Below are 11,865 nucleotides of genomic sequence, written 5' to 3' on the forward strand. Positions count from 1 at the left end.
CACCAGCGGCCTCGATCCTTGACGCCCTGCCCGGTGAGCTCCCCGCGCGCGCGTGCAAGGAGATCGTCGCGCCGTGACCGGCGCGTGCCGAGGTAGGTTCCGGCCCTGTTTGACTTTCACCTTGCGCCGAGACCCTTACGTCTGTGATCACGTGTGCGACGTCCATTGCGGCTGCCTCCGCCGACCCCCAACATCGACCGACTTCGGCTAGGGTGATGATCCCGCTCACCCGGTTGAGGTGCCAAAATGACGCACAACTTCTCCTCTTCGGACGTCGACAACGAACTCGTGTCGCGGCTGAATCCGGACGTCCCGCACTCGGCACGCGTGTGGAACTATTGGCTCGGCGGGAAGGACAACTTCGCCGCCGATCGCCAGGTCGGCGACCAGGTGATTCAGATGCTGCCGAGCATCGTCGCGCAGGCTCGAGCGGACCGGGCGTTCCTCGGCCGGGCTGTCGCCCACCTGGCCGGCGAGCTCGGGATCCGCCAGTTCCTCGACATCGGCACCGGTCTACCGACCGCGAACAACACCCACGAGGTCGCCCAGCGGATCGCCCCCGACTCGCGGATCGTGTACGTGGACAACGACCCACTGGTGCTCGTGCACGCGCGGGCGTTGCTGACCAGCGATCCGGCCGGCGTCACCGACTACCTCGACGCCGACCTGGCGGATCCGGAGACGATCCTGCGCGAAGCGGCCAACACGCTGAACTTCGATCAGCCGATCGCGCTGATGCTCATCGGTGTGCTGCACCATCTGCCTGATACGACGGCGGCGTACGCGATCGTCGACCGGCTGAAGGACCACCTGGCCCCGGGCAGCTACCTGGTGATCAACCATGCCACCAACGCGGTCTACGGCGCGGCCAGCGACGACGGCGTTCGGCACTGGAACCAGTTCGGAAAGCCAAAGATTACACTGCGTTCCCCGGGCGAGATCGCTCGGTTTTTCTCCGGCTGGAAGCTGGTCGAGCCCGGCGTGGTGTCCTGCGCCCAGTGGCAGCCGGGCACCGTTGATCTGGAGAGCACCGAAGTGGACGAGTTCGCCGGTGTGGCCTACCGGGCGTGATGCCCGCCGCGGTTGGTGGTCTGCCCACACACACCCGACCGAAACTCGACAGCTCCTGGCTCGCTTACTGGCACGTAACCGTGGGATCGGCAACGCCATCGGCGACGACGCCGTCGAAACCCCGGACTGGCCGATGGCGCCAGTTCGCAAGACGTCGGCGGCGAGGTATACGCCCTCCAGGCTGTCCCGAGCGGAGTGGTCGCGCGATCGGTATCTTGGGTAGGTGCGGGAAGCCGGCGGGTTCACGGGCCCGATAGGGCTGCTCGGGGTGCCGTCCAGCGCGGCGGCGCACTGGCCCGGACAGGAGAAGGCGCCGCAGGCATTGCGCTCGGCCGGCCTGGTCGAACTGCTGCGCGAGGCCGGGCACGATGTGGTCGACCACGGTGACCGACCGGTCGCCCGGTGGCGGCCCCATCCGCAGGAACGCCGTCCACACGATCTGAGCCGCATACTCGAGGTTCTGCGCGATGTTCGCGAGCAGATCGGCGCCGTCTTCGCGGCCGACCGGACGCCACTTGTGATCGGCGGCGAATGCAGTATCAGCATCGCGGTCGTCGCTGCGGCCCTGGACAGCGGCTTGGACCCGGCCCTGCTTTACTTCGACGGCGGACCGGACCTGCGGACGCCGGCCGACAACCCGACCGGCATCGTAGACTCGATGACCGTTGCCCATGTCCTCGATCTTCCCGGTGCCGCTGCGGAGTTGGCTGCCCTCGGTCCGCGCAGGCCGCTGCTCACCCCAGACCGGATCGGCTTCTTCGGTGTCACCTCGTCACCGCCCAGCGACCCGGCCGCCACCGGCGAGGACCTGGCCTTGGGCCGGCTAGCGAGCCGCACCGTCCGCGCCGCTGAGGTTGCCGCCGACCCGGTCGCAGCGGCCCTTGATGCGGCGACTGCCCTCCTGACCACGGCTGACCGATTCCTCGTTCACTTCGACGTTGACGTGATCGACTTCTACGACCTTCCCGCCGCCAATTGGCCCGAATACAACAAGGGGCTCACGCTGGCAGACGCCATGGCGGCGCTCGCCGTCCTGCTCAGCCATCCCGGGTGCGCGGGCCTGACCGTCACGGAGTTCAACCCCGACCACGGCGAGCCAGACGGCTCAACCGCCCGTACCCTCGCCGCCGCGCTGGTCACCGCGCTGTCCGGGCGACCCTCGTGACGCATCGTCTGGCACTTCCCAGTGGCTGACCGCTGACGCCGGCTGCGGACATGCTGCTGCTTACCACGAACGCCTCGGTCGCATCCTCATCTAATAGGTTCCGTCAGTCTGCTTGAGGCAGGATGGGTCCGGTAACTTCCCGTTCGGCAACAAAGACGGCTTGGTGAGGGCGGTCCTGTCCCGCGCGCGTACCGACGAACTCGCGTTGTTGGATCACCTTGGCCAGACCGGCGACCCGCCGGCCATCGGACTCGCCACCGCCGTCGAACGCCTCTGGCGATGGCTGGCCGCCGCCGAACACCGACAGCTACTCACGGTTGGCCGTGATAGCGGCCGTGATCATGGGCGCGGTCCGAGCCCGGTCGGCCGCGCCCGGCGGTGGCTGCTGCCCTGATCGAGGCCCGTGCCTGCCGTGCCCGGTCCCCGCGGGGTGCAGCACTTGTAGTAATCATCACTACTATCGTAGTGTATCGGCATGGCCAACCGTAGACTGGAACTCCTCGATGCCGCGATCGCCGTACTCGGCGGATCCGGGATCCACGGGCTCACCCACCGGGCGGTGGATGCCGCAGCCGGCCTGCCGGCGGGTTCGACCTCCAACCATTTCCGCAGCCGGGACGCGCTGCTGGCTGCGGTGGTCGACCGGATCGTCGAGCGGGAGCGGGCCAACTGGGAGGAACTCGCCACGACCGCGGCGCCCACCACGCCGGCCAAGCTGGCCGAGACGCTGGTCGAGGCCGCCCGCGAGGCAGCCGGCCAGCACCGGCATCTGACCCTGGCGAGGTACGCGATCCTCGTCGAGGCGGCGAACCACCCACCGCTGCGGCAGAAGCTGACCGACGGCGGTGCCCGCGTCTACGCCTGGTTCCTCAACTGGATGCGCATCGCCGGCTCGACCGACCCGGAGCGCGAGGCGCCGCTCATCATGAACCACTTCACCGGCCTCGTGCTGCACCAGCTCGCCAACCCGGACCCCGAGTTCGGGCCGACGGCGGAGATCACCGAACTCGTGCCCCGCGTCATCCGACCACGCAGCACGGAGGAATCGTCATGACCCAGCAACCCGCACCCGCCCCTGTCGGGCTCGACCACGAGCGGCTCTGGCAGGTCATCAGCACCCAACGACGAAACGTCGCCGACCTGCTCGACGAGCTGTCCGACGAGGAGTGGCACCACCCGTCGCTGTGCGCCGGATGGACGGTACGGGACGTGGCCGCACACCTGACTCTGCAGCAGCTCGGCTTCAGCGAACTGATCGCGACGATGCTGCACTGGCGCGGCACGATGGACCGCACCGTCCAGCACGCCGCCCGCCGACGCGCCGCTTCCTGGACCACCGGCCAACTCTCGGCGACTATCCGCACCATGGCCGACTCGCGCCGGCACACCCTGGTCGTGACCGAACTGGAAACGCTGATCGACATCATGGTCCACGGTCAGGACATCGCCCTACCGCTGGGCCGACGGCTGGACCTGCCACCGGACGCCGCGGCCGCCGCGGCCAGCCGGACGCTGGCAATGCGTTGGCCGCCGCCGCTGCCGTCGGTCCGCATCGTGCGCAGGTTCGGGCTCGTCGCCACCGACGTGGCCTGGTCAGCCGGTACCGGTCCCCAGGTGGTCGGACCGATCAGCGCACTGCTACTCATCAGCTGCGGCCGCACCGTGGCGCTGCCGCAGCTGTCCGGCGATGGGATCCCGGAACTCGCCGCCGCCCTTTCCTAAGCGAAGGGCGCCGCCTGCGTCAGCCCTTCCAAAACGCGTGCGATGTCCGGCGGTGCCAGGTCCAGGATCGCGGCGGCGGCCGGAGGCTTCATCGCGGCCAACTGTGATGGCGTGACGGGCCCGGTCACCGGGCGGCCTTCCGCTCGCAGCCACCGTCGCCACGCGGCGCTGCCCACGTTGTCATCAGGGTGGTCCAGCGCCCACAGGACGAGGCGTGCGCGTAGCTTCCGCACGAAGCCGGCTACGCAGCAATTCGTTGTCGAGCCGACGGGCAAGGCTCCAGTACCAACGGTCCTGAAGCCGGCGACGCTAACCGGCGCCGCGCCGTGCGGTCACGCATCGAGGTTAATGCCGAGGGTTCGCATCAGCTAGGCGTTGCTCGCGGTGTCGATGAGCGGGGGTAGCTCCCTCTCGACCCAGTCGGCCCTGCCGTGCAGATCCCGCGACCGGAGCGCGGCGACCACCACCACGGTCCTCTTTACACGCATTGCGGTAGCCATGGCGCCCTTTCGGTCGGTTGGCGTGATCGTTTGCGGTGTCGCTGCTGTTCACCGTGCTGGCGACAACGCCCGCCGGGCCGGCGCGAGGGTGCGACCGCCTTCGTTGTCCCAGGCCGGTTGCCCGTCGTCGTCCGCCACCCGGACCGGCGCCGCGGTCATGGCGGCGAGGATCGCCTGCGCTCGCGTGAAGTTGGCCGGGTCGGCGGCCTCGGCCATCACCTTGTCGGCTGCCGCGGGTGCGGTCGCTGGCGGGACCACGAGCAGGTCGACCTGGTCACCGCCGTAGGTGGTGGCGATGACCACGGCCGGGTCGATGCTGGTGAACCAACCGACCCGCACAACGCCGTCGCCCACCGCGATCCGCTTGAAACGAGTGTCCCAGGTGGCGCTGTTGAGCATGAACTGGCGAATCGTCCCGTAGCGGGCGGACAGGGCCAGGACCAGGCCGGGAAGTTCAGCGACGGGGTCCCAGGACCGGGGCCACCAGCCGCCGTCGAGGACCGCCTGGTTGGCGCGGACAGGGGCGAGGACCAGTCGTGGCGACGATGGCGGCGTGGACGCCACGATGGTGGCGCGTTCAGAGATGGTGGGCACGGCGTTACCGTCCTGACGGGAAAGGGGCGCGGCACTGGCGTCCCGAGGTGGTTGGACGGCAACCCAGGAAAGGCGTGCCGAACGTGGCCGCTACCGGGAAATGTGCCAGCCCATCAGGCCGTACGCGGCAACACAGCGGGGACCGTCTAGCGCGGAACGGCGTCCGGCGTCATGGGTGACGTTCGATCGGTGCGGAGCGTCCGCCAGCGGCGGACTGTCGGCCGCCGGGGTCTCGAGCGACGCCCCAACCCTACGCTGGTTCACCGCCACGGGCCATGCCGCCGTCGACCACCGCCGCCCGGTCGAGGAGCGTGGCGACCTCGTGGGCGAGCGTGCCGATGCTCTCGCCGTGGTAGACGCCGGCCAACTCGTCGAGGAGCCGGGCGGCGATCGCTGCCTGCGCTGTCGTCACCGCTCCCGGTGCGCCGGTAACCGGCCGGTCCCCGGCGAGTTGCTTTCGCAGCTGTTCGGCGTACTCGTCGCGGTTGAGCGGGTTACCAGCATTGTCGCGGGCCGTCATCGTGGGACGGGGCGCCACCGCGCCGGCGGCCGGGGCCACGCTGAACGCCGCATGGGCCGGGCAGTAGTCGGTCCGCCGGACCGGGTCATGGGTCCAGCCTGCGGCGTGGTCCCGTGCCCACACACGGGCGTCCGCGTCGTTGCGCCACGACTCTATCGGGGGCGGCTCGACCTGCACCGCGCAGCCCGCGACGTCGCAGCTGAGCACGACGCGCCGTGCCGTGCCGCGTGCGCTGGACAGGTGCAGACTCACCGCTGCCCGCTCTCTGGTCGTCACACCGCTCGCCGAACGTCGACGTCTATGCCCGGAACGCTACTCCGCTTCGGAGCGGTGGATATGGAGCGCGTCCACCCATCCGGCTGCCCGATTTCGTCGACGGCGGCGCCCGCCGCGTCATCGACCAACTCCGTTCAACTGCTGCTAAAGACGCATTCATACGGTACGGCCGGCGCGGCGGCGAGTCGAACGGGGGCGATTGGTATCACGTAACGCAATGTCTCGATTGCGTCAAGTAGGCACCATCGCTCGGTACATGCTGGTACGAATCTGGGTGAAGAACTCAAAACCGATACGAGGGGATTTCAGCATCATGCGCGTCTTCAGGACAGCGGGTCTCGCCGTAACGGTGGCCGCGATGGCCCTGGCCATGGTGGCGTGCGGCTCGGACACCAGCCCGTCCAACGCCCTCCAGCCAACCGGTGGCGCGACGGCCACGTCGCCCGGCGGGGGCTCGACGCGCAGCCCTCAGCCGACGGATACCGCGACCGCCGGCAGGAGCGGCCAGGTCTTCGGCCCAGGTTGCGCCGCGCTGCCGACCTCGGGCGCCGGCAGCCTTTCGTCGATGGCCAACCAGCCGGTCGCCACCGCGGTGGCCAGCAGCCAGCAGATGTCGACGCTGTCGAACGCGATCAGGACGGCGGGGCTCACCGATACGCTGAACAACGCCCAGAACATCACGCTGTTCGCACCGACCAACGACGCGTTCAACAAGGTCGGGCAGTCGCAGCTCAACGCGCTGCTGGCCAACAAGCAGCAGCTGACCCGGACGCTGCAGTACCACGTCGTGCCAGAGCGGCTGAGCCCGAACGACCTGGCCGGCACACACCGGACCATGGAAGGCCAGGACCTGACCGTCACGGGCAGCGGTGAGGACTTCACCGTCAACAACACCGCGAACGTGGTCTGCGGCAACATCCAGACGAGGAACGCGACGATCTACATGATCGACTCGGTGCTCACACCGCCGACGTCGGGCACGCCGACGCCGAACGCCACCTGAGCTGAAGCAGTGTTAGGAACGGTCCGTTCCAGTCGGGATCCGATTGGAACGGACCGTTCCTACCATTTCTCTTGGCGTCAGCCCAGCTTCGCTGGCAGCTCTGGGCCCCCGCGGGTCAGCCGATGGGATGGTGCGGCGGCTCGAGGCCGACGTCGAGTCCGCGCTGTCGCGGTTCGGCGACCAGATCACCCGCGTGGAGGTACACCTGGGCAGCGAGACCGCTGGACGATCCAGCGGTGCGGACAAGCGCTGCATGATGGAGGCGCGGCCCGTCGGACGGCAGCCGGTCGCCGTCACGCACCACGCGGCATCCGTCAGCGAGGCCTGCAGCGGTGCCCTGCACAAGCTCGGGAGCCTGATCGAGAACAGGTGCGGGCGGTCGGAGACCCGCAAGGGTGGGCGAGTCCATCAGCCACCTGGAGGCCGGGTAGGGGCTGCTCAGGCTTCGATTCGCCGCACGAGGCTCTGAGCCGCGGCGACGCGTCGTGGGCGAGGCGGCCGACGGCTCTGCGGTGCTGGCCGCGGTCGCCGAGCACAAGCCCGACGTGGTGCTGATGGACGTCCGGATGCCCGGACTGGACGGACTCGCCGCGACCGAACTGCTGCGCGGAAGCCCCGACCCTCCCGAGGTCAACCTGCTCACCGCTTTCCACGTCGACGAGTACGTGCTGCGTGCGCTGCGTGCCGGAGCCGTCGGATTCCTGCTCAAGGACACCCCACCGGCCGACATCCTGCACGCCGTCGAGCGAGTCGCGGCCGGTGAGCCGTTCCTCTCGCCGGCCGTCCTCCGGCAACTGCTCACCCATCTCGACGGCGCCAGCGCGACCGGCCGCCGCGACTACGCGCGCACCGTGTTGAGCCGGCTCAGCGACCGGGAACGAGCCGTGGCGGTAGCGCTCTCGCAGGGTAAGTCCAACGCCGAGATCAGCCGCGAACTGTTCCCCAGCGTCGCGACCGTGAAACAGCACGTGTCGAGCATGCTGGCGAAGCTGGCCCTCAAAAACCGTACGCAGATCGCGCTCCTCGCCCAGGACGCCAAGCTGGACATGTGACCGTCGGGCGACCCGGTGTGGGTCGCCCGACGTTTGTCTCGTTCGGCTAGTGGTGGCTCAGCCCGGTGAACCAGGTGCGGACGAGGGGTAGCGAGGTGATCGCGGATCCGACGTGGTCGACATCGCCCAGGTCGATGATCTCTGCGGTACCGCCTCGAGCGAGGATCTGCCGGCGGCACTGTTCGGCGTTGGCAAAGACGACGTCCCGATCGCCGCGTGCGGCGTAGAGCCTGGTCGGGACCTTCGGAGCCCAATGGCAGACGTCGTTGGCCCGCAGCCCGGCGGCGTACCGGCCGGTCGGGTTGGCGATCAAAGCGAGGGTCTCCGGCCGGAACAGCTCCTGGGGGCGGTTAGGACGCTGTCGATGTAGGCGATGCCTTGGCTTCCGTCGAAGAGGCCCTCGACGATGTCGGCGTACGGTGCGGTGAAGATCTGATGTGGATCGTGGCCGTGCTCACCGCGCTGCCACGGCTGCGAATGCCGCTGCGCCGGGTCCTGGGACCAGCGCTGTTCGTCGCCGCCGGATTGGAGCTGCTCAAGATACTCGGCCGGCTCTACGTGCGCGGCACCGAGGCCAACGCCACCTACCTGGTCGTTGCCGGCGCGGTCGGGCGGGTGGTCTTCCTCAACATCGTCAACCAACTGATCCTGTCCGCGGCGACACTGGCCGCTACCAGTACCACTGGGGAGGTCACCGATCTCGCCGTGCCCCGAACACGCGCTCGGGAGGGCAGTGTACGAGTGCGTCGATCTGGGTAACTCCCACTGACCGGCTCGCCCTGGACCCCGGCGTCGGATCCCTCGTTCCGACCCGTGCCAGGAGACTGAATGCCGTCGATCCAACCGCCCCCCGTCGTGTCAGCGGAACGCAGCGCGTTGCCAGATCAAAGAGCTCGGGGAAGCGCGTACGCCGAACTGTCTCGCGAGATCAAGCGTGCCGGCCTGCTCGACCGGCGCCCGGGGTACTACCTCGCGATGTTCGCTGTCATGGCCGCTATGTGCGCCGTCGGCGTCGCCGCCTTCATCCTCATCGGCAACTCGTGGTGGCAGCTCGCCACCGCCGCCTACGTCGCCGTGATCTCCACGCAGCTGGGTTTTCTGGGTCACGATGCCGGTCATCGTCAGATCTACCGGTCCGGCCGAGCCAACTACCTCGCCGGCGTCGTGCTCGCCAACGTCTGGGTCGGGTTCAGCTACGGCTGGTGGGTGGACAAGCACAGCCGCCACCACGCCCACCCCAACGACGAGGACAAAGACCCGGACGTAGGCGCCGGAGCGCTCGTCTTCACAGCGAGGCAGGCACAGGCCAGCGGGCGCGTCGCCCGGTTCTTCTACCGCTTCCAGGCGTGGGGATTCTTCCCGCTGCTGCTGCTGGAGGCGGTCAACCTGCGGGTCTCCAGCGTCCGCTACCTGATCAGCGACCGCACGCGGCCCCGGTTGATCGAGCTGGCCATGCTCGGCCTGCACACCGCCGGGTACCTGGGGGTCGTGTTCTGGGTACTGTCCCCGGGAAAGGCGCTGCTGTTCATCGCCGTACACCAAGGCTTGTTCGGGCTCTATCTCGGATGCTCCTTCGCACCCAACCACAAAGGCATGCCGCAACTGAGCCCCGCCGACGCCGCCGACTACCTCCGTCGTCAGGTGCTGACCTCGCGCAACGTGCGTGGCCACTGGCTGACCGACTTCGCGCTCGGCGGCCTCAACTACCAGATCGAACATCATCTGTTCCCATCGATGCCGCGAGCCAACCTGCGGCACGCCCAACGCATCGTCAAGGAGTTCTGCGCCGCCCACCGGGTCTCGTACCTCGAAACCGGGTTGGTCGCGTCATACACCCAGGCACTTCGCCACCTCGACACCGTCGGGCGGACACCCGCGCTCTGAAGACCCAGTCGAGTTCGGCTTATGGCGTTTAGCTGCGCCGATTGCCCGGGACGTGCCCGGGGTGTTCGCCATTGGCACCGGGGCCGCGCGGACCGTAGGCGCGATGAAGGATTTGATGCCCGGAACCGCCGCGAGCGCGTCACAGGGGCGTCGGGGTCGAGGTGGGCGAGAACGAGGCCGCGGTCGATCTGGACATCGTGGTGGAGTACGGGTTCTCCGCCAATGAGCTGGGCAAGGGCATTCAGCACAGCGTGAAATCGTCGGTGGAACGGATGACCGGGCTCGATGTCGTCGAGGTCAACGTCAACATCAACGACATTCACCTGCCGGGCGAGGGGGCGAGAGCGTGAGCGGCGAGTCACGGGTGTCATGACCGTGGAGCCGCCCCGGGACTGATCTGGTGGTCGGCCGGGCGGCGCAAACGGCCAAGCGCGCCAGGCTCGAACGGGTGTATGATTTAGACATTCCGGAATCGACGACACCCAGTCTGAGGTGCCAGCCACACCGGCGAAGCCCTTAGGGAATGTCATGTCTGTTCTGCATCGGACGTCGAGCGCACCCCACGCTCCGGCCACGGAGGTCTCGCCGCAAGCGGTTCCCGTTAACCCGAATCACCGTGACCCACCCGCAGGTACATCGCCAACAATGTCCACTCATTCAGCGCGCGCTGCAGGGCAGACGCCCGAAGGGCAACGGCTGACCCAGCGCATCTCGCTTCTGCTCGGTCAGCGGACGGGCCTTAGTCGAGTGATGCTGGTCGTCTTGACCGGTGCACTGATTTTCGGGTTGATCGGCTTCGCCGCTCAGATCCTGTGGGTCGTCGCCATCATCATCATCGCGCTCGGTCTGGGTTACGTCGCTGCGAATAGCCGACGCGACCGTACCAACCCCGACAGCTAGCACCACGAGGATCATCGCGACCGCGCGCCGCTGAGACGCGGCGTTGCGGGTCGGGCAGGGAATGGAACGAACGGCACCTCTCTGTGTCAACCCGTTGGGAGGAGAGAGGTGCCGTTCGTTTGACACACCCCGTGTGTTGGGAGTGGGGCCGTAGAAGCCGAACGCTGGCAACCAGGGCACCACGAGGTCGAACGCGATCGTCGGGTCGAGGCCATAGCCGCCCGGGTCGCTGAGTGGTCCCAGGATATCGAGGTACTCCGCGACCGAGCCGGGCCAGCCATGGCTGAGCACGAGCGGACCGCGTCCGGCTCGGGCGAGCGGATGTGCAGGAAGTGCACGTTCGTGCCGTCGATCGTGGTCGTGTACTGGGGACGTGCGTTGAGTCTCGCTCACACGCTTTCCAGTCGTGGCGCTCACGCCAGTGCTCACCCAGCTCGCGTACCCGGCGACCGGGACGCCATAGCCTTTGTCGCCGCCCGCCGGCTGCGGGGCCCAGCGAACTCGCGCGACCCGGTCCCACAGATCCGCCGGCTCGTCATCGGGAATCGTGATCCGGCAGGGCTGGATCTCTTCGTCTTTCGGCGTTCGGTCACAGGTCATGCAGCGACCAGCCACTCGGGGTCTGCGCTGGCGGTTGCGGATGAGCCCGACCCGGTAAGGGTTTCGGGGTTCGTCACCGGCCGCTGCGCCTGGTCGGGCGGGACGGTGAGGACGCTGAGCAAGCCGGTCAGGTCGAGTATTCGACGCACGATGGGCCGGACGCCGGTGACCCGCAGGTGGCAGTCGACCTGAACGACGGCGTTGCGTACGGCAACTAGCGCACTGATTCCGGTGCAGTCCACAAAGGTGACGCCGGAAAGGTCGACGGTGAGGGCGACCGGCGGATGCCCGCGAAGCACGTCGAGCAAGCGGTCGCGGAGATCCTCAGCGGTTGCCAGGTCGACCTCACCGACGACGGCAGCCCGGGCCGTGTCCCGCGACGGGTATGTCGTATCGATGTGCATCTGTGGGGTCCGGGTCACAGGCGAGAAAGAGGTGAACAGGTTTCCTCCGACCTAACTGCATGGAATGCGTCAGAGCGGGCGGGGATCAGGCCCGGGCCGGGGAGGCAGCACATGATCGGCGTGCTGCGGTCTCGACGAGCCACGCACGTCTGTGCGGCGCAGCTACCAGGCAGA

General features: G+C 68.3%; 12 protein-coding genes and 3 pseudogenes. 9 read left to right on the forward strand and 6 right to left on the reverse strand.

Going from position 1 to position 11,865, the window contains the following annotated elements; all coding sequences use genetic code 11:
- The first annotated feature begins 246 nt into the window (after positions 1-246).
- From AB0J74_RS27450 to AB0J74_RS27465, 4 genes are all read left to right on the forward strand, one after another.
- Positions 247-1,071 (forward strand): SAM-dependent methyltransferase, encoded by an 825-nt coding sequence (locus AB0J74_RS27450; RefSeq protein WP_363452859.1) that lies wholly within the window; start codon positions 247-249, stop codon positions 1,069-1,071.
- A gap of 223 nt (positions 1,072-1,294) precedes the next feature.
- The gene (locus AB0J74_RS27455; RefSeq protein WP_363452861.1) at positions 1,295-2,236 is read left to right on the forward strand and encodes an arginase family protein; all 942 of its coding nucleotides are present in this window, start codon (positions 1,295-1,297) and stop codon (positions 2,234-2,236) included.
- Between the two features lie 475 nt (positions 2,237-2,711).
- Entirely contained in the window at positions 2,712-3,290 is a 579-nt protein-coding gene (locus AB0J74_RS27460; RefSeq protein ID WP_363452863.1) for a TetR family transcriptional regulator, read from the forward strand.
- Entirely contained in the window at positions 3,287-3,958 is a 672-nt protein-coding gene (locus AB0J74_RS27465) for a maleylpyruvate isomerase family mycothiol-dependent enzyme (protein WP_363452865.1), read from the forward strand. Before AB0J74_RS27460 ends, AB0J74_RS27465 begins: the two co-directional genes overlap by 4 nt.
- 548 nt (positions 3,959-4,506) lie before the next feature.
- Here the strand turns inward: AB0J74_RS27465 and AB0J74_RS27470 are convergent.
- Positions 4,507-5,052, reverse strand: coding sequence for a DUF5994 family protein (locus tag AB0J74_RS27470; protein WP_363452867.1), 546 nt, complete (start codon positions 5,050-5,052; stop codon positions 4,507-4,509).
- 250 nt (positions 5,053-5,302) lie between these two features.
- Complete coding sequence (locus tag AB0J74_RS27475) at positions 5,303-5,824, reverse strand: hypothetical protein (protein WP_363452869.1); 522 nt, start codon at positions 5,822-5,824, stop codon at positions 5,303-5,305.
- A gap of 337 nt (positions 5,825-6,161) precedes the next feature.
- On the opposite strand from AB0J74_RS27475, the gene AB0J74_RS27480 reads away from it, so the two are divergent.
- Together AB0J74_RS27480 and AB0J74_RS27485 are read left to right on the forward strand one after the other, a co-directional pair.
- Complete coding sequence (locus AB0J74_RS27480; protein WP_363452871.1) at positions 6,162-6,851, forward strand: fasciclin domain-containing protein; 690 nt, start codon at positions 6,162-6,164, stop codon at positions 6,849-6,851.
- Positions 6,852-7,333: 482 nt separating this feature from the next.
- Positions 7,334-7,903: pseudogene (locus tag AB0J74_RS27485) on the forward strand (response regulator transcription factor); the annotation flags it as partial.
- A gap of 46 nt (positions 7,904-7,949) precedes the next feature.
- Here AB0J74_RS27485 and AB0J74_RS27490 read toward each other — a convergent pair.
- Positions 7,950-8,216, reverse strand: coding sequence for a hypothetical protein (locus tag AB0J74_RS27490; protein ID WP_363452873.1), 267 nt, complete (start codon positions 8,214-8,216; stop codon positions 7,950-7,952).
- A 65-nt stretch (positions 8,217-8,281) separates the two neighbouring features.
- On the opposite strand from AB0J74_RS27490, the gene AB0J74_RS27495 reads away from it, so the two are divergent.
- From AB0J74_RS27495 to AB0J74_RS27505, 3 genes and pseudogenes are all read left to right on the forward strand, one after another.
- Positions 8,282-8,662 carry a hypothetical protein gene (locus tag AB0J74_RS27495; protein WP_363452875.1) on the forward strand — a complete coding sequence of 127 codons (381 nt, stop codon included), beginning with the start codon at positions 8,282-8,284 and terminating at the stop codon, positions 8,660-8,662.
- Between the two features lie 69 nt (positions 8,663-8,731).
- Positions 8,732-9,787, forward strand: coding sequence for an acyl-CoA desaturase (locus AB0J74_RS27500; RefSeq protein WP_363452877.1), 1,056 nt, complete (start codon positions 8,732-8,734; stop codon positions 9,785-9,787).
- A gap of 149 nt (positions 9,788-9,936) precedes the next feature.
- Positions 9,937-10,137 (forward strand): annotated as a pseudogene (locus AB0J74_RS27505) (Asp23/Gls24 family envelope stress response protein); the annotation flags it as partial.
- A gap of 636 nt (positions 10,138-10,773) precedes the next feature.
- On the opposite strand, the gene AB0J74_RS27510 reads toward AB0J74_RS27505, so the two are convergent.
- From AB0J74_RS27510 to AB0J74_RS27520, 3 genes and pseudogenes are all read right to left on the reverse strand, one after another.
- Positions 10,774-11,040: a hypothetical protein gene (locus AB0J74_RS27510; protein WP_363453100.1), complete on the reverse strand. Its 267-nt coding sequence runs from the start codon at positions 11,038-11,040 to the stop codon at positions 10,774-10,776.
- Positions 10,952-11,287, reverse strand: a pseudogene (locus AB0J74_RS27515) (epoxide hydrolase N-terminal domain-containing protein); the annotation flags it as partial. The gene AB0J74_RS27510 and the pseudogene AB0J74_RS27515, both read right to left, overlap by 89 nt.
- The gene (locus AB0J74_RS27520) at positions 11,284-11,691 is read right to left on the reverse strand and encodes an STAS domain-containing protein (protein WP_363452879.1); all 408 of its coding nucleotides are present in this window, start codon (positions 11,689-11,691) and stop codon (positions 11,284-11,286) included. The gene AB0J74_RS27520 and the pseudogene AB0J74_RS27515, both read right to left, overlap by 4 nt.
- Positions 11,692-11,865 lie beyond the last annotated feature (174 nt).

Source organism: Asanoa sp. NPDC049573 (genome assembly GCF_040676615.1).
Taxonomy (GTDB): domain Bacteria; phylum Actinomycetota; class Actinomycetes; order Mycobacteriales; family Micromonosporaceae; genus Asanoa.